Below are 22,865 nucleotides of genomic sequence, written 5' to 3'. Positions count from 1 at the left end.
AGCGGCTTTCAGTTGTAGCTGAAGCGGTAGATCAGGTCCACGGCCGTGCGCCCGCCGGTCTCGGCCCGCAGCGTGAGGCGGCTGGTGATGTCGTAGAAGACGTAGAGCGTGCCCAGCGCCCCCGAGAGGCTGCGCTCGAAGGAGGCGTAGAGCTTCTCGCCGATCTGCTTGCCGATGGCCAGGGCGGCACCCGACTCGTCGCTGCGCCGCACCGACAGCTCGTCCAGTCCGATGAGGCCGGCGATGCCGCCCGCCCCGCCGCCGGTCCCGCCGCCGCGGCTGGTGAGCAGGGCCAGCGCCGCCCGCTGCAGCAGCGCCGCCTCGGCACCGCCCGTGCTGGACGAGCGGCCCAGCACCAGCATGGACAGCTTTTCCGCCTCGGACATCGGGGCAGCCGAATAGAGGCGGATGTCCGGCGCCTCGGCGCGGCCGGTGACCTGCACGCCGACGGCCGGCTCCATGCGCGGCCGCACGGCCAGGATGTCCAGCGCCGGGTTGGTGGCCGGCCCGTTGAAGCGCAGGATGCCGCGTTCGATGTTCAGCCGCTGGCCGTAGGCGGCGAATTCGCCCCGCACGATGCGGACTTCACCGTTGACCTGCGGCTCGGCGATATCCGTCCCGCTCACCTGGAGTTGGCCGCGCAGCCCGGCATCGATGCCGCGTCCGCGGACCTGGAAGTCCTGGCCCAGGTCGATGGCAAGGTCCAGCCGCAGGGGCAGGCCGCCGCCGGCCGCCCGGGCCTCGGGCCGCAGCACCACGCCCGGCGGCAGGTTGGTCACGACCACGTCCTCGCTCAGCTGGGGCGCCGTTTCGTCGGGCAGCACGATCAGGGCCCGGTCCACCCGCAGGTCGCCCGTGACCTCTACGCCTTGCGGCCCGACGACCGCGCGGGCATCGCCCGAGACCGTGAGCTGCCGGTCGTTGCGCACGCTGGCGCGCAGCTGGTCCAGGTCCGCGTCCAGCCGCAACTCGAAGCCGGACGGCCCCAGGCCGGCGCTGCCCGTTGCGGTGAGGGTGCCGCCATTGGCGCCTGGGCCGCGGAACAGCAGTTCCTCGATGACCAGCCGCTGGCCCTCCAGTCGCGCGCGCAGGCGCCCGTCCTGCAAGGCGATGCCTTCGGTGATCGAGCGCACCGCCAGGTCCTGCGCCGTCACGGTGCCGTCCAGGCGCGGTTCGTCGATCGTTCCGCCCACGTCCACCTGCGCCTGCATCGAGCCGCGCACGCGCCAGCCGGGCGGCGCGAGCAGGGACCAGGCCCGCAGGCGCGGCAGCGAGGCGCGCAACTGCCCGGACAGCGGCGCCGGTTCGGTCAGCTCCCAGCCGAGCGGCCCGCCGCGCGCCAGCGGGGTGGAGACCTGCCCCTGGATGCTCCCGGCGCGTTCGCTGTCGAACTGCAGCCCGGCGACCAGGCGCTGGCCGTCACCGCGCAACGTGAGCTGCGCCTCGCGGATGCCGGCGGGCAGGCGCAGCGTTTCGCCGTTCGCACCCTCGGCCAGCACGAAGAGGTCGCCCGCGCTGCGCTCCACGCTGGCCTGCAGGTCCAGGGTGTCGCCGCCGGTGCGAAGCTGCCAGCGGCCGTCGAAGCGCAGGTCGCCGGCCAGTTGCCCGCCCAGCAGCTCGCCCCCGGTGAAGAGGGAGACCCACTCCAGCGGCACGCCCTGGATGCGGCCGGCCGTCCGCAGATTGCCCGGCTCCCACTGCGTGGCCTCCCAGGCGATGCGGGCAGGCTGCGTGCCTTGTCCGGGCGGCTGCAGCGTCGCGCTGCCGGGTGACAGCTGCAGGACGCCCCCGGGCTGCCAGAGGACGCTGACGGGCTCCTGCAGGGCCAGGCGCCAGTCGCCCGGCACGCCGCCGATGCCGCTGGCGGCCAGCCGCAGAGCCTCCAGTTGCAGGCGCCAGGCGTCTGCGCTGCGCTGCACGTCTGCCTCCACCTGCACGCGCGCGCGCAGGTCCTGCATCACGGCCGTCGCTTCCAGGGCGACCTGCGCGTCGTCGAGGTCGCCGTCGAGGTCCAGCGCGAGGTCGCGCAGAACGAGCGGCTGCCCGCCTTCCTCGCCCGCGGCCGGTGGCAGTCGCAGCTGCGGCGCCCGCAGCTGGGCCTGTAGTTGGGGGTCTTCCCAGCCCCCGCGCCAGTCCAGGTCCAGGCGGGCCGTGCCCTCCAGGGGTGGAATCAGGTCCTGCGGCACGCGCGGCAGGCTCTGGATCCAGCGGGTGGCGCGGGCGAGTTCGCTGGCGCGCACCTCCAGGGTTCCGCCCCCGCTGCGCGCGGCCAGCTTGCCGTCGAACAGCACGGCCAGGCCGGGCGCCTCCAGTCGCAGCCGCCCTTCGCCAGAGGGCGCGCCGGGCTGCGCCTGCAGCGTGCCCCGCAGCCGCGCGTCGGCCGTGCGCAGGTCCAGCCCGGAGACGCTCAGCTGGCCGTCCGACCAGCGTGCCCTGGCGTCCAGCGCGCGCACCTGAAGGGCCTGCAGGAGCTCGCGCCAGTCGCTGCGAAAGTTCGTCGCGGCCGAGGCATCGAAGCGCAGCTGCGGCGCCTTCACGTCCACCTGCACGCTGGGGTTCTCCCAGCCGCCTTGCCACTGCAGGTCGACATCGGCGCGGCCCTGCAAGGGCGGGATCAGCTCCTGCGGAATGCGCGGGAGGGTGCGGATCCAGCGCAGGGCCCGCGCCAGATCGCCGGCCTGCAGGTCCAGCGTGCCCTGGCCGCTGCGCGCGGCGATGCTGCCGTCGATGCGGGCGTTCATGCCGGGCGCCTGGAGCTGGAGCTTGCCCTGGCCGGAGCGTTCGCGCGGGTTCACGCGCAGGCTGCCGCGCAGTCGCGCGTCCTGCGTCTGCACGTCCACGTCGGGCAGGATGAGTTCGCCCTTGGACCAGCGCGCCTTGCCGATCAGGCGGCGCAGCTTGAGCGCCTCGAGCAGGTCCCGGAACTCCTGCTGCGGTGCTTCAGCGGCGGGTGCGGCCGGCGCCGTGGAGGCCGCAGGCGGGGCCGCGCTGGCGGGAGCGGTCGGTGACGCTGCGCCGGGTGGGGACGGCGCCGCGGCCGCGGGCCGCGCCGGCGCCGTGGGCGCCGAAACCCAGGTGAGCGCGGGCAGCGTCATCGCGCCCGCGAGGCGCGCCCGCGGGGCCGGAGCGACCGAGCGACGCTGCGCCGGCGCGGCGCCCGGCGACTGCAGGTCGATGTCCAGTTCGAAGTCCTCGCCCTGTCCGCGGACGTTCACGCCACCGGTCAGCGGCTCCGAGCCCATCTCGGAATAGACGAGGGAGGGGTCGAGCGCACGCACCTGCGCGTTGAGCTCGAAGCCCTTCTCCGGATCCCAGCGGCCCTGGCCCTCGGCGCTGCCCGCGCCCACCTGGGCGCGGAACTGCTCGACGACGGCCGCCCCGCCGGGGCGCCAGTCGCCCCTGGCGTCGATTTGCGAGAAGGGAAGCCGGCCCCGGTCATAGGGACCGGGCAGGCGGTTGGACAGCTGCGCCTGCAGGGCCAGCGTGCCTTCGGCCTGGGGCGTGAGCTGCAGCCGGCCGGCCAGGTCGGACTGGGGCAGGCCAGGCTGCAGGATGGCCAGGTCCAGGTTCTCCACCTGCGCCTGCGCTTCCTTCACCGGCGCCTCGGCCCAGGGAGCCACCACGGCCTGCACGTCGGCCGACGGGACACGGCCCGCGGCGAAGGCCTGTGGGTCGCCGCGCAGCTGGGCACTCACGGCGAGCTGCGTGAGCGGTCCCTGGGCGCGCGCCTCGAAGCGCAGCGGCAGCGGCTGCGCGCGGCCCGGCACGGGCGCGCGCAGTTCGCCCTTGAAGGCAGCCTGCAGGGGCAAGGGGGCACGGTCGCCCAGGGTCAGCTCGCCCTGGAGACGGCCCTGGTCGAGTTCCACGTTGCCGATCTCCAGCCGGTGCTGCGAGCCGTCGTAGCGGTACTTGCCGGTGAGCTGGCGCGCCTCGACCGGCGTGGTGCCCAGCCAGCGCAAGCGGCCGACGGCGAACTCCTCCAGGGCCACGGGGAAGGGCAACTCGAGGGACTCGGGCGGGGCGTTCGGCCCGGCCTGCGCCGGCCGCTCGTCCACGATGTCCAGGGACTCGGCCCGCAGCCGGTCCACGCGCAGCTGGCGGCCGAGCAGGGCGCGCGGGTCCCAGGCCAGGTCCACGCCGCGCGCCTGCACCTGCAGCCCGTCGCTTTCCCAGCGCAGCTCCTGGGCCAGCAGGCCTTCGCGCAGCGAGCCGGTGGCCCCCTGCACCCGCAGGCCGGCCGGCTCGCCGAAGCGCCGCAGCGCCCAGTCGAGCGAGCCTTGCGTGCCGCTCCACCACCACAGGGAGGCGGCCGCCACCAGCAGCAGTGCGAGCAGGCCCAGCAGCACGAAGGCCAGCGCCCGCACCGTCCGCCGTGGGAGGCTGCGGGTACTCAAAACACCACTCCCACCGACAGGTGCAGCCGCAGCCGCCGGGCATCGACGCCGTAGGCGATGCTGGCCTGCAGCGCACCGATGGGGCTGAGGTAGCGCACGCCGGTGCCGATGCCCAGCTTGGGATCGAGCTGGCCGGGCTCGTCGGCCACGGCGCCGGCGTCGATGAAGAGCGTGTGCTCCAGGTTGGTCGGCTGGTCGTTGCGCCGGATCGGCCGCATCCACTCGATGCTGCCCACCACCAGATAGCGCCCCGGGGCATCGACGCCGTTGGCGCGGGTGACCCCGATCTCGCGATAGCCGTAGCCGCGCACGGTGGTGTCGCCACCGGTGCGAAACAGCGAGGTGGACGGGATCTCGGCCTCGTCGGCGGCGAATACGGCGCCGGTCTCGGCGCGCAGCAGCAGGCGCGAGGATTCCAGCGGCACGTAGCGGGCTCCGCGCAGCACGGTGCGCTGGAACGGACTGCGCTCGCCGGTGAGCGTGTAGCCCGCCCCCAGCTCCACGCCCACGCCCCAGCCGCGGGTGGGCAGGGTGGGACTGTCGAAGTAGCGCCAGGTGACGTTGTAGTTGGCCGTGATGGCGCTGCCGTCGCCGCGCTCCACGCTGGGAAGGCCGGTGGTGTCGCGCACGCTCGCGCGGTCGAGCTGCAGGTACATCTCGCGCTCGATGTTGTCGCTCAGCCGGCTGCGGCCGCCCCGCAGGCGCAGCGCCCGGGTCTCCAGGCCGTCGTCGTCCAGCAGGCGCGAGGCGCGGGCGAGGCCGCCCCAGCGCCAGCCGTCCTCACCCGGAATGGACAGCAGCTCCACCTCCGCCACGGGGGCCTTCTTCTCGATCTGCAGCCGCGCCTTGGTCAGCCAGTAGGACGTGGGCCAGGCGTTGTTGCGGTACTCGACCGAGGCGTGCGGCCCCAGGTCCGTGGTCAGGCCGACGCCGAGCACCCACTTGTGCTGGTCGGCCTCGCGCACGTTGATCTGCACCGGTGCCGCCTCCGGGTTCTGGGCCGAATCGACGAAGATGAAGGCGGTGTCGTAGTAGCCGCTGCCGGTCAGGCGCAGCTGCGCGTCGAAGATGTCCTGGCGGTCATAGACGCTGCCCACCGCCAGCCGCGCGATGCGCTCGGCAATGACCTTCGGGTAGCGCTCGGCGCCGATCACCACCGGCTCGCCCAGGCGCACGAGCGGCCCGGAGTCCAGGCGCAGGCCCAGGCGTGCGCGCGAGGCGCCGGCGTTCACGGCAGCCAGGCTGTAGCTGATCTTCGCCAGCGGGTAGCGCTTGGCCAGCAGGACCTGCAGCGCCTGCTCCTTCGCCTCGCTCCATGCTTCCTGCGTGAAGCGCTCGCCGGGCGGCAGCGCCCACTCGTCGCGGATGGTCTCGCGCTGGGCGACGGCGGTCGGGTCGCTGCTTTGCGCCACGGCGCCTTCGAATCCGATCTCCACCGCCTCCACCTGTGCGGCCTCGCGCGGCTGCACCACCACCACGACGCGCGTGGGCTGGCGCTCGCGCTCGATGCGGATCTCCACCACGGGTGCGAAGTAGCCCTGCGTGGCCACGAGCTGGCGCACTTCGGTCTCGGCCACGGCCACGAGGCGCTCGATCTCGGCGTCCTCCAGGTCGGGCACGTCCCGGAAGCGCTGCAGGCTCAGGTGCTTTTCGAGCAGCTCCTTCAGCTCGTCCGGTGCGCGCACCTCCAGGTCGAAGGCCTTGGCCTCGCGCTCGTCTTCGACCGCATTGGCTGCGGACGGGGCGGCGGCCGGGTCGGCCGGCGCGGGGGCGGCCTGGGCGGCGAGCCGCAGGGGCATCAGGAGAAGGGCGGCCAGCAGCGGCGCCGCGAGCAGGCGCAGCGCGGCGCTCGCGGAAGGACCCGGGACACGGTACTGCATCGATCCGCGCCCCTTACAGCACCGGCGCGAGCAGCGTCGCCAGACGTTCGTGGACCTTCTCGCGCACCGGGCGGTGCTGCCACTCGGCCAGCGTGATGCGGTGGCACAGCCGCAGGTCGGCCTCGAAAAGGGCGGTCATGCGCGCGGCGAACTCGCGGTCGTACACGTTCAGGTTGGCCTCGTCGTTCAGGTGCAGGGAGCGCGGGTCGAAGTTGGTCGAGCCGACCGAGGTGAGGATGCCGTCCACGATCATCACCTTCACATGGAACATGGTGGGCTGGTACTCGTACATCTCCAGGCCGTGTTCGAGCAGGTCACCCCACAGGCCGCGCGAGGCGCGCCGTACCGTGGCCTCGTCCGTGTGCTTGCCGGGCGTGATCACGCGCACGCGCACGCCGCGCTTGAGGGCGGCGCAGATGGCCTTGCAGCTGATGGCATCGGGGACGAAGTAGGCGCTGCCGATGTCGATCGTGCGCACCGCGGCCGTGATGGCCAGGTGAACCATCAGCGTCATGCTCTCGCTGCCGCCGCTGGGGGAGCTGGCGAACATCTGCGCGGGCTGGTCCCCCACGGGCTCGAGCGCGGGGAAGTAGTCCTCGCCGTGCAGGATGCAGCCGGTGGTCTTGCTCCAGTTGGACAACATCACGCTTTGCATCTGCGCGACGACCGGTCCCTCGACCCGGAAATGCGAGTCGCGCCAGTGCTCCGGGTCCTGGGCGTTGCCGGTCCACTGCGGCGCGATGCCGACGCCGCCCGTGAAGCCGATGCGGCCGTCCACGATCAGCAGCTTGCGGTGGGTGCGGTTGTTCATGCGTCCGAGGTGGTACCAGTGCAGTGGATGGAACAGGCGCACTTCGACGCCTGCTTCGCTCAGAAGCTTGGGCACCTCGGGATCGACCCGGAGGCTGCCCAACCAGTCGAGCAGCACATGCACCTTCACGCCGGCGCGCGCCCGCTCGGCCATGGCCTGCGCGAGCTGCGTGCCGATGTCGCCCGACCAGTAGATGAAGGTCTCGAAGAGCACCGTCCGCTGCGCGCCGCGAATGGCTTCGAGCATTTCGGGGAAGATCTGGTCGCCGTTGACCAGCTCCTTGATGCGGTTGCCGTGCGTGATCTCCGGACCGAGCAGCAGCCCCATGGAGCGGAAGAACTGCGGATCGTCCAGGCTGTAGAGGTGCTCGACCTCCTGCTCCACGCGGCGCTCGCCCACGCTCAGGTTGACCACGACGAGCGCGATCAGGATGGTGACGAGGATGGAAAGCGCAACCAGCACGACCCCGAGCATCGCAGCCCGCGCGATGGCTCAGCGTAGGACGGCTGCCAAGGCTCACCCGCTGGCGAACCCCGGATTGCGGCCCGGCGCGCCCGGCTCGACGCGCGGCAGGTGGACGGTGAAGCGGCTACCCAGGCCGGGGCCGTCGCTCTCTGCGCTCACGCGGCCGCCGTGCAACTCCACGAGCTGGCGCACCAGCGACAGGCCGATGCCCAGTCCACCCTGCGCCCGTGCCAGCGCGTCGTCGGCCTGGATGAAGAGGTCGAACACGCGCGGCAGCATGTCCGCGGGGATGCCGCAGCCGTTGTCGGAGATCCGCATCCAGGCGCCCTGCGCATCCTGTCCCGCTTCCAGCAGGATGCGGCCGCCCTCGGGCGTGTGCTTGCCCGCGTTGTTCAGCAGGTTGATGGCCACCTGCGCCAGCCGGGTGAAGTCACCGTTGACGCGGATCGGCTCGTTCGGCAGCCGCAGGACCAGGACGTGGCCGCTTCGATCGAGGGCCGGGCGGCAGGCCTCCAGGGCGCTGTCGATCACTTGCTGCAGCACCAGCGTCTCGCGCCGCAGCTCGATCTTGCCGCGGCTGATGCGCGAGACGTCCAGCAGGTCGTCCACAAGCCGGATGAGGTGCGAGAGCTGGCGCTCCATCATGTCGCGCGTGCGGGCCGGCGATCCGACCAGCTTGCCGGTGCGACGCAGGATTTCCAGGCCGTTGCGGATGGGGGCGAGCGGGTTGCGCAGTTCGTGGGCCAGGGTGGCGATGAAGTGGTCCTTGCGCCGGTCAGCCTCGCGCAGCGACGCGTAGAGGCTGGCGTTCTCGAAGCCCGAGGATGCGATTGCGGCCAACTGCACCAGCACGGCCTTGTCCTCGCGGGCGAAGGCGCCGTCCCGCGGATCGGACAGCTGCATCCGTCCGAGCAGCTGGCCCGCATGGCCGGTGTGCTTCACGGCCAGGGTGCGGTGGGCGTGCGGGTGCGCCTGCGTCGGCGTGGCGCCCTGGCGGACGGCTGCCTGGGCCGTCGAGACCACGTGCAGGGACTGGCCCTGGAGGAAGTCGCCAGCCAGCCAGGTTTCTGCACGGCCCGCGCCGATGATCCGCCGGGCCTGTTCCGTGAGCACCCGGGCGATGTCCTCCGCCGAGAGGCTGCGATGGACCAGGCGCGAGGCTTCGGCCAATCGCACCAGAAGGCGCGTGCGGCGGCGCAGGCTGCGCTCGGCGCGCCGCCGCTCGGTTTCGTCGTGCAGGACGGCCAGCACCTGCGCCACCTGGCCGGCCGCGTCGAACTCGGGCACGAAGCGGCCCTGCAGGTGACGGCGCCCGGTGGGCGCATCCACATCGAAGTTCACGCGCTGGACCAGCCCGCCGCGGAACGCCTCCTCGACAGCGACCTCCCAGCGCCGGCACACGCCGGTCGGCAGGCCGATCTCGCGGGCCGTGCGGCCGAGGAACTGCGCGGGAGCGTGGCCGGTGAGGCGCTCGATGGCCGTGTTCGCGAAGCGATGCCGCATCTGCCGGTCGAAGCGCAGCAGCACGTCCGGCGTGTTGTCGGCCACGGCCTGCAGCTCGCGCTCGCGCGCCTGCAGGGCGGCCTGGGCCTGGCGCAGGGGCGTGATCTCGATCGAGACGCCGCAGACCGCATAGGTGTGGCCCGAGCCATCCACCAGCGGGAACTTGCTGGACAACCAGCGCGTGGGGGCGTCCCGCGGCCCCCCGCATTCCTCCACCACGATTCGGCGACCATGGGCCAGCACCTGCCGATCGCTGGCCCGCACCGCCCGCGCCATCTCCGGGTCGAACACGGCGTCGTCGGTGATGCCGCGCGCACGGTCCTCGTCGATCCCGAAGTGCGCCTGCCACGCCTGGTTGGTCATCAGGTAACGGCCCTCCAGGTCCTTGGCGAAGACCAGTGCGCCGGCCCCGTCGATGATGGTCTGCATCAGGCGCTGGGCCTGCCGCAGCTGCTCTTCGGCCTGCTTGCGGGCGCTGATGTCGACCCAGCTCACGATCAGGCCGCGCCCGTGGTAGGGCCGCCGCGCGTGCATCATCAGCCATGGCTGCGGCCCATGGCCCTGCCAGCGGTACTCCAGCAGGCATTCGGGCAGCTGGCGATCGAGCAGCTTCTCCAGGCCCTCCAGCACGGCCACAGCGCCCGGATCGTCACCCGCCTCGGCGGCCTGCCGGCACAGCGCGAGGTAGTCGGCGCCCGGCCGGGCGGTGGCCAGGCCCGCAGGGTGCGTGCCGGCGCAACGCAGGAACGAATCGTTGACGGCCTCGATGCGGCCCTGGTCGTCCAGTACCAGGACCTGCTGCGGCAGTGAATCCAGGATGCCGCGCAGGAAAGCCTCGCTGCGCTGCAGGTGCGCCTCGTGCTCGCGCAACTGCCGCTCGTGGGACCAGCGTACCTGCGCGTTGTCGATCGCCCGCGCCAGTCCATGCGGGCTCAGCCAGGCCTGGCCGATGTAGTCCTGCGCGCCGGCACGCAGCAGTGCCGATCCCTGCTGGCGCCCGGTGCCTTCGGTGACCACCACCACCGGACAGGGCGGCAGGCCGGCCCCTGCGCCCAGGCGCGCGAGCAGCGCCTGGGCCGCCATGTCGTCCACGCTCGCGGCCAGGAGCACGCCGGGCCGGCCGGCCAGCGCCCGCACCGCGGCCAGCGCCATTTCCCCGGAGACGACCGGCTGGACTGCGAAGTCGCCCGTCATGCCGATCTCCAGCAGCTCGCACAGCCACTCGCGATCGTCGTGGCGACTGCCCGCGGCGATGACCTGCAGGCGCGCCGGCGGGCGCCTGGTGGCGGGCCGGGCCGGGCTCGTGAACGTTCCTGGGAAAGCGGACATGGGAAAGAGTTCTTTAGACTTGACTGAGTTAAAAAGTATAAAAACTCTTGAAGGCCGCTTGCCGCTCCTTTTGCGTGCGATTCGCACGGAATGCGCGGGCGGGCGACTCACCACGGGGAGATCTCACATGGGCACAGGCAGGGGCCGCGGGCTGGCCTGGATGCTGGCGGGCGTTCCGATCGGGGCGGCCTGCCAGTTGCAGCAGGCGCAGCTCGCGCCTGCATGGGCGTGGTGGGCCGCGCTTGCAGCGTCGGCCGTGGTGGCCATCCTGATGGCATCGTCGCGGCGTCCGCGCGCCACCTGGGCGGGGCGTGCCGCGCTGCTGCTCGTAGTCGCGTCGGCCAGCTTCACGCTGACGGGACTGCGAGCCACGCACTACGCCCGCGGCGCGTTGCCGGCTGGCCTGGAGGGCCGCACGGTGCTCGTGCAGGGCCGCGTCGCCGCGATGCCGCAGCGCGTCGAGGGCGGGTTGCGCTTCCTCTTCGAGCCCGATGCGTCCGCGCGTGCGGGCCGGGCGGTGGAACTGCAGGGGCCATTCCTGCTGGGCTGGTACGCGTGGCCGGACCGCGGGGCAGCGGCCCCCTTGCCCGTCCTGCGCGCCGGCGAGCGCTGGCGCCTGTCGGTGCGGCTGCGTGCGCCGCATGGACAACTCAATCCGCACGGCTTCGACCACGAGCTGTCCTTGTGGGAGCAGGGCGTGCGTGCGACCGGCTATGTCGTGGGCACCGGAGAGCGGCTCGATGCGGGCGGTCCGGGGATCGAGCGCGCGCGGCAGTCGGTGCGCGACGCGATCCTTGCCCGTATCGCCGACCCCGCGTCGGCCGGGATCGTGGCCGCGCTCGTGGTGGGGGACCAGCGCGCCATCCTGCGGGCCGACTGGGACGTCTTCCGCGCCACGGGCGTGTCGCACCTGGTGAGCATCTCAGGCCTGCACATCACCCTCTTCGCCTGGCTGGCCACGGCCGCCCTCGGACGGCTGTGGCGCTGCAGCTCCCGGCTGTGCCTGGCCGTGCCGGCGCAGCACGCCGGGCTGCTGGGCGGGGTGCTGCTGGCGGCGGCCTATGCGGTTTTCAGCGGCTGGGGCGTGCCGGCGCAGCGCACGGTCTGGATGCTGCTGGCCGTGAGCCTGCTGCGGCTGTCCGGGCGGCAGTGGCCCTGGCCGCTGGTGTGGCTGCTGGCCATGGCCGCGGTCGTGCTGGTGGACCCCTGGGCACTGGTGCAGCCCGGCTTCTGGCTCAGCTTCGCCGCCGTCGGCGTGCTGTTCGCCCGTGGTGCGGAGCCGGGCGGGCGCCTGCTCGGGCTGCTGCGCGAGCAGGCGGTCGTGACGGTGGCTCTGGCACCCCTGACGCTGCTGCTCTTCGGGCAGGTCTCGCTCATCGGCCTGCCGGCCAACCTGCTGGCGGTGCCTTGGGTGACCCTGGTGGTGACGCCGCTCGGCCTGGCGGGTGTGCTCGTGCCGCCGCTGTGGGACTTGGCCGCCGTTGCGGTCGAGGGCCTGGGCTGGGTGCTGCGCGCGCTGGCCGAGGTGCCCGGCGCGGTGTGGCAGGCCGCCACGCCGCCGCTGTTGCTGGCGGCCTTCGCCGCTGGCGGGGCCTTGCTGCTGGTCCTGCCGCTGCCGCCCGCGCTGCGCGTGCTGGGCCTGCCGCTGCTGCTGCCCGTGCTGCTGTGGCAGTCCCCGCGACCGCCGCCGGGCACCTTCGAGCTGCTGGCCGCCGACGTGGGCCAGGGCAGCGCGGTGCTGGTGCGAACGGCCCGCCATGCGCTGCTCTACGACACCGGGCCGCGCTGGGGTCCGGAGAGCGAGGCGGGCTCGCGCGTGCTGGTGCCGCTGTTGCAGGCGCTGGGCGAGCGGCTGGACATCGTCGTGGTGAGCCACCGCGACGTGGACCACATCGGCGGCGCACCGGCGGTGCTCGCGGCGCAGCCCGGGGCTCGGCTGTGGTCGTCCATCGAAGCGGACCATCCGGTGGCGGCGCTGCGCCGACCGACGCGCTGCGAAGCCGGACAGCGCTGGCAGTGGGATGGGGTGGAGTTCGAGTTCCTCCACCCCGCGGCCGCCGACTACGAGGCCGGCCGCCAACGGCCGAATGCCCTCAGCTGCGTGCTGATCGTCACCGCGGGCGGGCGCTCGGCCCTGCTGACCGGGGACATCGAACTGGCGCAGGAGCGCCAGTTGCTGGCCCGCGCCGCGCAGTCGCGCTCGCCCGACAAGCCGGCGCCCTTGCAGGCGGACTTCCTGCTGGTCCCTCACCACGGCAGCCAGACCTCGTCGAGCGCGGTCTTCATCGAGGCGGTGCGGCCGCGACTCGCACTGGTGCAGGCGGGCTGGCGCAACCGCTTCGGCCATCCGGCGCCGGGCGTGCTGCAACGCTTGCGCGAGGCCGGCGTCGAGCTGCGCTCCACGGTCGAGTGCGGCGGCGCGACCTGGTCCTCCGCTGCGCCCGACCGCATCGACTGCGAGCGCGAGCGCCGCCGACGCTACTGGCATCACGTTCCCGCTGAATCGCCCGGATGAGCAGCGCGTTTTCGGGAAGTCCGCAGGGCTCGGGCGGCCCGGATATTGCTATGCTGCCCCGAGGAGCTGCGAATGAGAACCTTCGACGAGATGCTGGCCCGCCCGCCCGAGGGCACGGGACCGCTGCAGTGTGATCCGGCCGCCGTGCGGCCGCACTACGGAAGCTATGCCCGCTGGCTGGCCCGCCAGAGCGAAGAGGCCATGCGGGCCCGCCGCGTGGAAGCCGAGCTGATCTTCCGCCGGGTGGGCATCACCTTCGCGGTCTACGGCGCCAAGGACGAGGACGGCGCCGGCACCGAGCGGCTCATCCCCTTCGACCTCATCCCGCGCATCATCCCGGCGCACGAGTGGCGCACCCTGGAGCAGGGCCTGGTGCAGCGCGTCACGGCACTCAACCGCTTCCTGCACGACGTCTATCACGAGCAGGAAATCCTCAAGGCCGGGGTCATCCCCGCCGAGCAGGTCCTGGGCAATGCGCAGTTCCGCAAGGAAATGATGGGCATCTACACGCCCCACCGCGTGTACTCGCACATCGCCGGCATCGACATCGTGCGCGCGCCGAACGAGCAGGGGGAGGGCGAGTACTACGTGCTGGAGGACAACCTGCGCGTGCCCAGCGGCGTGAGCTACATGCTGGAGGACCGGCGCATGATGATGCGCCTCTTCCCGGACCTGTTCAGCCAGTACCGCATCGCGCCGGTCATGCACTACCCGGACCTGCTGCTGGAGACCCTGCGCGCCTCGGCCCAGCCCGGCGCGGCCGATCCCACGGTGGTGGTGCTCACGCCCGGCATGTACAACAGCGCCTACTTCGAGCATGCCTTCCTCGCCCAGCAGATGGGCGTGGAACTGGTGGAGGGGCAGGACCTCTTCGTCAAGGACCGCTTCGTCTACATGCGCACCACGCGCGGTCCGCGCCGGGTCGACGTGATCTACCGCCGCGTGGACGACGACTTCCTCGACCCGGCGGTGTTCAGGCCCGACTCCACCCTCGGCTGCCCGGGCCTGCTGGACGCCTTCGCGGCCGGCAACGTGACCATCTCCAATGCCGTGGGCGCGGGCGTGGCGGACGACAAGTCCATCTACCCCTATGTGCCGCGCATGATCGAGTTCTACCTGGGTGAAAAGCCGATCCTCAAGAACGTGCCCACGTACGTGGGCCGCGAGCCCGACCAGCTGGACTACATCCTCTCCCACCTGTCCGAGCTGGTGGTCAAGCAGGTTCATGGCGCCGGCGGCTACGGCATGCTGGTGGGCCCGGCGTCGAGCCGGGAGGAAATCGAGGACTTCCGACGCGCGGTCCAGGCGCACCCGGCCGGCTACATCGCGCAGCCCACCCTCAGCCTGTCCACCTGTCCCACGTACGTGGACGCCGGCATCGCGCCGCGCCACATCGACCTGCGCCCCTTCGTGCTGACCGGCAGCCAGGTGCAGATGGTGCCCGGCGGGCTCACGCGCGTGGCGCTCAAGGAGGGTTCGCTGGTGGTCAACTCCTCGCAGGGCGGGGGCACCAAGGACACCTGGATCCTCGAGGCGTGACGACAAGGACGACACCATGCTTTCACGCACCGCCGACCACCTGTTCTGGATGTCCCGCTACACCGAGCGGGCCGAGAACACCGCCCGCATGCTCGACGTGAGCTACCAGACCTCGTTGCTGCCGCAGTCGGCCGCGGTGGCACAGCTGGGGTGGCAGGGGCTGCTGTCCATCAGCGAGCTGCTGCCGGCCTACACCATGCGCCATGGCGAGATCACGCCGCAGGCCGTCATGGAGTTCATGGTCAAGGACCCGGACAACCCCTCGTCCATCGTCTCGTGCCTGCGCGCCGCGCGCGAGAACGCGCGGGCCGTGCGCGGCACGCTCACCACCGAGACCTGGGAGACCCAGAACCAGACCTGGCTGGAGGTCAATCGCATGCTCGCCGTCGGCGAGTTCGAGCGCGACCCCGGCCAGTTCTTCGAGTGGGTCAAGTTCCGCTCGCACCTGTCGCGCGGCGTCACCGTGGGCACCATGCTGATGGACGAGTCCCTGCACTTCATGCGCCTGGGTACCTTCCTGGAGCGGGCCGACAACACCGCCCGCCTGCTGGACGTGAAGTTCCACGCCGTGCACAGCGACTTCTTCGGCACGGCCACCCAGCAGGACCAGGAGTACGACTTCTACCACTGGAGCGCCATCCTGCGCAGCGTCTCCGGCTTCGAGATCTACCGCAAGGTGTACCGTGACGTGATCAAGCCCGAGCGCGTGGCCGAGTTCCTCATCCTGCGCGCCGACATGCCCCGGTCCCTGCACGCCAGCCTCAACGAAGTGGTGGCCAACCTGGCCGTGGTGGCCAATGACCAGTCGGCGGAAACCCAGCGCCGCGCCGGGCGCCTGCGCGCCGAGCTGCAGTACGGCGCCATCGACGAGATCCTGGCCACCGGCCTGCACGCTTTCCTCACGCAGTTCCTGGACCGCGTCAACGAGCTGGGCGGACGGATCAGCCGCGACTTCCTCGTGCCGGCTGGAAACTGAAGAGCAGTTAACGCTCTGCAATCTGGAGCGAAGACGCGCATCGGGCGAAACCCGGGTACCGCGATCAAGTCCACACGAAGCCGGGCGTTTGTCGTTACGCTCTGGCTTCGGCCTGCGGGTCGTTCCACCTCGAGGAGTCATGTCCGCGTCCTCTCCCACGCCCACGGTGCAGGCCGCCGATGCCTACCGGCGGATGGTCGACAGCGCGTTCGACTACGCCATCGTCAGCTGTGACGACGCGGGGACCATCCTCACCTGGAGCGAAGGCGCGCGGCGCCTCTTCGGCTGGACCGAGGCCGAGATGCTCGGGCAGCCGATGCAGCGCCTGTTCACGGCCGAAGACGTGGCGGCGCGAATCTTCGAGCAGGAGTGCGAAGCCGCCCGCGTCCACGGCCGCGCGAACGACGAGCGCTGGCACGTGCGCAAGAGTGGGGACCGGTTCTGGGCGTCGGGTGAGCTGATGTGCCTGGCCGCCGCGCCGGGGCTCGCCCCGGGTTATGTGAAGGTCGTGCGCGACCGCACGCACCAGCGGCGCGAGGACATGGCGCGGCGCCAGATGGCGGCCGACATGGAGTTCCTGGCGCGGGCCAGCGACGAGCTGGCCGACCTGGACGACCTGCAGGCCACGCTGGACAAGATCGCCCACCTCGCGGTGCCGGGCTTTGCCGACTGGTGCACCGTGGACCTGCTCGAGGAGGGCAATGCGCTGCGCCGCGTGGCCATGGCCCACCAGGACCGCGAGCGCCTCGCGCGGGCCCAGGAGCTGCAGGCGCAGTACCCCCCCGATCCCCGCACCACCGGCGGCGTGTGGGACGTGCTGCGAAGCGGTCGCGCCCGGCTGGTGGAGGAGCTCACGCAGGACACCCTGCAGCGCTTCGTTCCCGACCCCGGGCGGCAGGCGGCCGTGCGCGAGCTCGGGTTCCATTCCTACATCATGGCGCCGCTGGTCGCGCACGGGCAGCCCTTCGGCATCCTGAGCTTCGCCACGGCCGAATCGGGCCGGCGCTACAACCAGGACGACCTGGCGCTGGCCGTGGACCTGGCGCGTCGCGCCGCGGTCGCGATCGAGAACGCCCGACTGCTGCGGGCCCTGCGCGACGCGGACCGGGCCAAGGACGTGTTCATGGCCACGCTGGCCCACGAGCTGCGCAATCCGCTGGCGCCGATCTGGAACGGTTTGTCGATCATCAAGCGCGTCTCTGGCGACCGCTCGCGTGTCGAGCAGGTCAGCGGAATGATCGAGCGGCAGGTCGCGCAGCTTTCGCGCCTGGTGGACGACCTGCTCGACGTTTCGCGCATCGCCGCCAACAAGCTGGAGCTGCGGCGTGAGCGCACCAGCCTGGTGCGGGTGATCAATGCAGCGGTGGAGATCGCGCGGCCGCACATCGAAGCGCTGCACCACAAGCTCAGCCTCGTGTTCCCGGACGAGCCGGCCGAGATCCTGGGCGACCCGGGCCGGCTCTCGCAGATTTTTTCCAACCTGCTGATCAATGCCGCCAAGTACACCCGGCGCGGCGGCCACATCGAGCTGCTGGTGGACGTGCAGGACGACGAGGTCGTGGTGCGCGTGCGGGACACGGGCATCGGCATCGCCCCGGACATGCTGGGCCGCGTCTTCGGCCTCTTCACGCAGGTGGAGCAGTCGGAGGACCGGCGCCAGGGCGGCCTCGGGATCGGCCTGTCGCTGGTGCAGGGCCTGGTGCGCCTGCATGGCGGCCGCGTGGAGGCCCGCAGCGCCGGGCTGGACCAGGGCAGCGAGTTCTCCGTCTGCCTGCCGCGCCTGAAGCCCGGCGACGTGCCGGACACGGTGGAGGAGACCGAGGCCAGGCCGCCCGCCGTGGCCACCGCGCGGCGCATCCTGGTGGTGGACGACAACCTCGACGCGGCCAGTTCGCTGGCGGACCTGCTGGTGCTGGCCGGCAACGAGGTGCAGGTCGCGCACGACGGGCAGGGCGCGGTCGAGCGCACGGAGAGCTTCCGACCCGACGTCGTGCTGCTGGACATCGGCCTGCCCGACTTCAGCGGCTACGAGGCCGCGCGGCGCATTCGCAAGCTCGAGGGGGTGCGCCAGCCCCTGCTCATCGCCCTGACCGGCTGGGGGCAGCAGCAGGACAAGGAAGACGCCGCCGAGGCCGGCTTCGACCAGCACTGGACCAAGCCGGTGGACCCGGCGCACCTGCTGGCGCTCGCATCGCGCTAGCATGGCCGCATGCTGCGAACCCTGAAGGACCTCTTCGATTCGATCGCCGCGCCGCAGAAGGACCCCGGCGACCGCGAGCACTCCCTGCAACTGGCCACGGCGGTGCTGCTGGTGGAGGTCATGCGCGCCGACGAGGGCTTCGGCGAGAGCGAGCGAGAGGCCGTGCTGCACGCACTGCGCCAGACCTTCCCGCTGGCCGAGGATGAAGGCGAGCGCCTGGTCGAGCTCGCGCACGAGCATGCGCGCTCCTCCTCGGACTTCCACCAGTTCACCTCGGTCCTCAACGAACGCCTGGAGACCGAGGAGAAGATCCGCATCGTCGAGTACATGTGGCGGGTGGCCTATGCGGACGGCCACCTCGGCGCGCACGAGAACCACATCATGGCGCGCATTGCCAGCCTGCTGCACGTCACGCACGGCGAGTACATCGCGGCCAAGATGAAGGCCAAGGGCGAACCCCTGTCGCCCCTGTAGTCCCGTTCCCACAGCGGCGCGCAGGTGCGCTCTACACGGCGCGTGCCGCCGCATGGCCATAGTGCTCCATCGGCGGCGCAGTGCCAGGCGGGGGCGGCCCTGCGGCTGCGCCGCCTCCCAAGGAGTGAGCACATGAAGGACAAACCCGGCGCGCGCGACGCGACGCGACAGGCCGATCCCTCGCAGGCGGCCGAGCACCAGCGCGAGCTGCAACGCGAGCAGGACCGCAAGGACAAGGAGAGAAAGACGTCCGAAGGGCAGGGCGCCTCCGGCCAGAAGGCCGTGCAGGCGGGCGCGCGGCGCCAGCCCGAGGACCTGCCGGCCCAGCACCAGCCCAAGCCGGGCCTTGAAGCCGACATGGAGCTCAAGCCGCGCTTTGACGCGCCGGATTACCGCGGCAGCGGCAAGCTCGAAGGCATGGCGGCGCTCATCACGGGGGGCGATTCCGGCATCGGCCGCGCCGTGGCGGTGCTCTATGCGCGCGAGGGCGCCGACGTTGCCATCGTCTACCTCAGCTCGCACGAGGACGCCGAGGAAACGCGCCGCTGCGTGGAAAAGGAAGGCCGGCGATGCCTGCTGATCGCAGGGGACGTGAAGGACTCGGTCTTCTGCAAGAAATCGGTCGAGCAAACCCTCAAGGCGTTCGGCAAGCTCGACATCCTGGTGAACAACGCGGCCTTCCAGGAGCACGCGGACAGCTTGGAGGACATCACCGACGAACGGCTGGAAGAGACCATGAAGACCAACATCTTCGGCTACTTCCACATGGCCCGCGCCGCCGTGCCGCACCTGAAGGCCGGCGCGTCCATCATCAACACCGGCTCGGTGGTGGGGCTGCGCGGCAGCGGACAGCTTTTGGACTACTCGGCCACCAAGGGCGCCATCCACGCCTTCACCATGTCCCTGGCGAGCAACCTGCTGGACAAGGGCATCCGCGTGAACTGCGTCGCCCCGGGCCCGGTCTGGACGCCGCTGAACGTGGCGGACCGGCCCGCCGAGAAGGTCGCGGAGTTCGGTAAGGGCAGCGACATGAAGCGGCCCGCGCAGCCGGAGGAACTGTCGCCCGCCTATGTCTTCCTCGCCTCGCCGGTCTGCGCCAGCTACATCACGGGCATCGTGCTGCCGGTCACGGGCTCGGTGGGTGCGAGCTGAAACAGGACTTTGTGATTTCAATGACCTGAGATGCCCGGGCAGGCTCCCGCCACCCCCTCCACGGCCGGCCGACGCAAGGCGCGCGACTTCCTCAAACTGCATCGCAACGGCCGAGCAACCGTTACAGAAAACGTAACGTAAGTCTCTGCGTGTACAGCCGCGCCTCAGAGTGTGAACCGCTTTGCACAATGAGCCCGGCAAGCTGATGGTCGAGGTGGAGTTGCCCGCTCGGCTTGCGAGGAAAGGCTCCCCGCTTGCTCGCCAGCACGATCAGGATCAGCTTCGGTGCCGCCGTGTTCGCCTGTTCGCTGGCGGTGCTGGCCCAGCAGAACGTCATTCAGCTCGAGAACGCCAAGCCCGGCCATAGCGACTGGCCGCTCACGGCGCTCGCGGACAACCCCACGGTGGAGGGCTACGCCTCCCACACCAGCGTCAACCGCGGCGAGACCATCCGCTTTTTCGTGAGCAGCGCTGCGCCCAGCTACACCATGACCATCTACCGGATGGGCTGGTATGGCGGGGCGGGCGCGCGCCGGGTGCATACGGTGACCCTGCCGGGTACGCGCCAGCCGGTCCCCGCGCCGGACCCGGTGACCGGCATGGTCGATGCGGCATGGGCGGAGTCATACCGCCTGACCATTCCGGCCACCGGGGACTGGCCCACCGGCGTCTACCTGGCCAAGCTCACGCCGAGCACGGGCTCGCAGAGCTACATCATGTTCGTGGTGCGCGACGACGACTCGCGCGCGCCCTTCACCTTCCAGAGCGCCGTCACCACGCACCAGGCCTACAACAACTGGGGCGGCAAGTCGCTCTACCCCTACAACAGCGGCGGCGCACCCGCGCGCAAGCTGTCCTTCAACCGTCCGTACAAGCGCCAGGGCTGGGCCGATGCCGGCACGGGCAAGTTCCTGAACTGGGAGATCTACTTCCTGCGCTTTTTGGAACGCGAGGGCTACGACCTCAGCTACATCACCAACCTGGACCTGCACCGCGACGCCGCGCGCCTGACGCGCCATCGCGCGCTCCTCATCGCCGGGCACGACGAGTACTGGACTTACGAAATGAAGGCCGGGGTGCACCAGGCGCAAGCCCAGGGCGTGCACCTGGGCTTCTTCTCGGCCAACCAGACCTACTGGCAGATCCGCCTGGAGCCGAGCGCCTCGGGCCAGGCCGACCGCACCATCGTGGCCTACAAGGAAGCGGCCCAGAGCCAGGACCCGCTGGCGCTGGATGCCGACCGCAGCAACGACCGCTACATCACCGCGCGGTACCGCGACCTGGGGCCGGTCTTCGGCGTGAACGACCCCATTGCACGGCCCGAGAACGAGCTGGTCGGCGTGATGTACCACGGCGACCCCTTCAACGGCGACATGGTGGTGTCCGATCCCGGGCACTGGAGCTTTGCCAACACGGGCGTGGCGCTCGGCACGCGCTTCGGCGGCCTGCTGGGCTACGAGACCGACGCCATCTTCGACAACGGCTTCTCGCCGCCGGGGCTGCGGCGCCTGGCCGACTCGCCCGACCCCTGGGGCAGCTCGCACATGACCACCTACACGACGGCCAGCGGCTCGATCGTGTTCGCCACCGGCACCATGCAGTGGAACTGGGGCCTGGACAACTACGGCTGGCGCAACCTGGAAAACGAGGCCGTCAAGCAGACCACGCGCAACGTGCTGGCCCGCTTCGCGAGCGCGGCGCTGCTGGCGCCCACGGGGCTCACGGCCCTGGCCGCGGCCGATCGCGTGGACCTGAGCTGGACGGCGCCGACGGGCGCGACCTCCTTCAATATTTTCCGGGGCACGTCGCCCGGGCAGATGGGCGACACGCCGTACCGCACGGGCATCACCTCGCCCAGCTTCAGCGACACCGGCCTTGCACCGGGCACCTGGTACTACCAGGTCACGGCAAGCAACGGATCCACGGAAAGTGGCCGCAGCGGCGAGGTGTCGGCAACAGTGGTGACGCCCGCACCTGCACCTGCGCCTGCGCCTGCGCCAGCGCCAGCGCCAGCGCCAGCGCCAGCGCCCGCGCCAGCGCCCGCGCCTGCACCGGCACCGGCACCAGCACCAGCACCAGCACCAGCACCAGCACCAGCACCAGCACCAGCACCATCCTGCAGTTATGCAAGCTGGAATGCCTCGACGCGCTACCTCAGTGGTGATCGTGTGCTGCGGCTCGGTGAGGCCTACGAGGCGCTGCCTGTTTCCTCCACGGTCTGGAACGTCAACAGCCCGCCGGAATGGACGCCGTCGTACTGGACGCGCATCAGTTGCGCGGCGCCTGCTCCGGCACCCGCACCCGCGCCTGCGCCGACACCAGCGCCTGCGCCCGCGCCTGCGCCCGCGCCTGCGCCGGCACCAGCACCGACACCAGCGCCAGCACCCGCACCCGCACCCGCACCCGCACCTGCACCAGCACCAGCACCAGCACCAGCACCAGCACCAGCACCCGCGCCAGCACCAGCACCAGCGCCTGCGCCAGCGCCTGCGCCTGCGCCAGCGCCAGCGCCAGCGCCAGCGCCAGCACCTGCACCGGCACCGGCACCGGCACCAGCGCCTGCGCCTGCGCCGGCGCCGGCGCCAGCACCTGCACCTGCACCTGCACCTGCACCCGCGCCAGCACCCGCGCCTGCGCCTGCGCCTGCGCCGGCACCGGCACCGGCACCAGCTCCCGCACCGAGCTGCAACTTCGCCAGCTGGAGTTCGTCCACGCGGTACTTGGGTGGGGCGCGTGTCATGCGGCTGGGGCTTGCCTACGAAGCGCTGCCGATTTCCTCGACCGTGTGGAACATCAACAGCCCGCCGGAGTGGACGCCTTCGTACTGGACGCGGATCGACTGCGCGGCACCAGCACCGGCACCGGCACCCGCACCGGCACCCGCACCCGCACCCGCACCCGCACCTGCGCCTGCGCCTGCACCTGCACCTGCACCTGCACCTGCACCTGCACCTGCACCTGCACCTGCGCCTGCGCCTGCGCCTGCGCCTGCGCCAGCACCCGCACCTGCACCTGCACCTGCACCTGCACCTGCACCCGCACCCGCTCCCTCGTGCACCTACCCGCAGTGGGTCCGCTACCAGAACTACCCGGCAGGGTCCATCGTGAGCTACCAAGGTGGCCTGTACCGGGCCAGGTTCGCCAATCCCGGCTACGTACCCACCATCAGCACCTACTACTGGGAGCCCTACACGTGTTGACGCGCCTGGCTCGAAGGACGCCGATGCGTCCGCTCCTTCTTCTTCTGTCCCTTGCGGGCGCCGTCGCGGCTTCGGCCCAGGAGATCGGCACCGAGGCCTGGTATGCGGTTCCCGACGCGCGCGGCGTGCAGGTGGTGAACATCGTCTGCGGTCCCAACTTCATCGACCCGCGCGAGGTCGTGGTGGAGCCGGGCGTGCCGGTGGAATTCCGGGTGCGGGCGCAGGGTCCTGCACGAGAGGAGTTCGTGAGCGGCCTGGGCCGCAGCATCGCCGCGGAGCGCAGTGCCCGCAGCCTGAGCGTGACGCCGCCCGGGCGGGGGCGGCACGTCATGGAGTGCCGCCAGCCGGGCGAGGCCGCGGCCAATGCGAACCCCAGGCGCAAAGGCGTGCTGCACGTCGGAAATCCGCATCGACGCGAGTGAGCGAT

General features: G+C 71.5%; 12 protein-coding genes. 8 read left to right on the top strand and 4 right to left on the bottom strand.

Translation table 11 applies throughout. The features are described from left to right. Positions 1-8 precede the first annotated feature (8 nt). The 4 genes from EZ242_RS14765 to EZ242_RS14750 are packed head-to-tail and all read right to left on the bottom strand — an operon-like array spanning position 9 to position 10,382. Entirely contained in the window at positions 9-4,394 is a 4,386-nt protein-coding gene (locus EZ242_RS14765; RefSeq protein ID WP_135285926.1) for a translocation/assembly module TamB domain-containing protein, read from the bottom strand. Further along, entirely contained in the window at positions 4,391-6,274 is a 1,884-nt protein-coding gene (locus tag EZ242_RS14760; protein WP_135285925.1) for an autotransporter assembly complex protein TamA, read from the bottom strand. Before EZ242_RS14760 ends, EZ242_RS14765 begins: the two co-directional genes overlap by 4 nt. 13 nt (positions 6,275-6,287) lie before the next feature. Further along, positions 6,288-7,559 carry a phospholipase D-like domain-containing protein gene (locus EZ242_RS14755; protein ID WP_135285924.1) on the bottom strand — a complete coding sequence of 424 codons (1,272 nt, stop codon included), beginning with the start codon at positions 7,557-7,559 and terminating at the stop codon, positions 6,288-6,290. 42 nt (positions 7,560-7,601) lie between these two features. Next, positions 7,602-10,382 carry a PAS domain-containing protein gene (locus EZ242_RS14750; RefSeq protein ID WP_135285923.1) on the bottom strand — a complete coding sequence of 927 codons (2,781 nt, stop codon included), beginning with the start codon at positions 10,380-10,382 and terminating at the stop codon, positions 7,602-7,604. A 127-nt stretch (positions 10,383-10,509) separates the two neighbouring features. On the opposite strand from EZ242_RS14750, the gene EZ242_RS14745 reads away from it, so the two are divergent. The 8 genes from EZ242_RS14745 to EZ242_RS14710 all read left to right on the top strand — a co-directional run bounded on the left by EZ242_RS14745 (position 10,510) and on the right by EZ242_RS14710 (position 22,860). After that, on the top strand, positions 10,510-12,897 hold the full coding sequence (locus EZ242_RS14745; protein WP_135285922.1) for a DNA internalization-related competence protein ComEC/Rec2: 2,388 nt from the start codon (positions 10,510-10,512) through the stop codon (positions 12,895-12,897). 72 nt (positions 12,898-12,969) lie between these two features. Then, the gene (locus tag EZ242_RS14740) at positions 12,970-14,436 is read left to right on the top strand and encodes a circularly permuted type 2 ATP-grasp protein (RefSeq protein ID WP_135285921.1); all 1,467 of its coding nucleotides are present in this window, start codon (positions 12,970-12,972) and stop codon (positions 14,434-14,436) included. A gap of 16 nt (positions 14,437-14,452) precedes the next feature. Next, complete coding sequence (locus EZ242_RS14735; RefSeq protein WP_135285920.1) at positions 14,453-15,412, top strand: alpha-E domain-containing protein; 960 nt, start codon at positions 14,453-14,455, stop codon at positions 15,410-15,412. Positions 15,413-15,551: 139 nt separating this feature from the next. Then, a complete protein-coding gene (locus EZ242_RS14730; protein WP_135285919.1) occupies positions 15,552-17,612 on the top strand; it encodes a hybrid sensor histidine kinase/response regulator in 2,061 nt (686 codons plus the stop codon). 9 nt (positions 17,613-17,621) lie between these two features. After that, positions 17,622-18,086, top strand: a complete 465-nt coding sequence (locus EZ242_RS14725; protein ID WP_135285918.1) for a tellurite resistance TerB family protein — start codon at positions 17,622-17,624, stop codon at positions 18,084-18,086. Positions 18,087-18,218: 132 nt separating this feature from the next. After that, the gene (locus EZ242_RS14720; protein WP_135285917.1) at positions 18,219-19,238 is read left to right on the top strand and encodes an SDR family oxidoreductase; all 1,020 of its coding nucleotides are present in this window, start codon (positions 18,219-18,221) and stop codon (positions 19,236-19,238) included. 254 nt (positions 19,239-19,492) lie between these two features. Next, entirely contained in the window at positions 19,493-22,438 is a 2,946-nt protein-coding gene (locus EZ242_RS22060) for a N,N-dimethylformamidase beta subunit family domain-containing protein (protein WP_167784754.1), read from the top strand. 23 nt (positions 22,439-22,461) lie between these two features. Continuing rightward, the gene (locus tag EZ242_RS14710) at positions 22,462-22,860 is read left to right on the top strand and encodes a hypothetical protein (protein WP_135285916.1); all 399 of its coding nucleotides are present in this window, start codon (positions 22,462-22,464) and stop codon (positions 22,858-22,860) included. The last annotated feature ends 5 nt before the right edge of the window (positions 22,861-22,865 follow it).

Source organism: Ramlibacter rhizophilus (genome assembly GCF_004681965.1).
Lineage (GTDB): Bacteria > Pseudomonadota > Gammaproteobacteria > Burkholderiales > Burkholderiaceae_C > Ramlibacter > Ramlibacter rhizophilus.
This window is presented reverse-complemented; position numbering and strand designations above follow the sequence as displayed.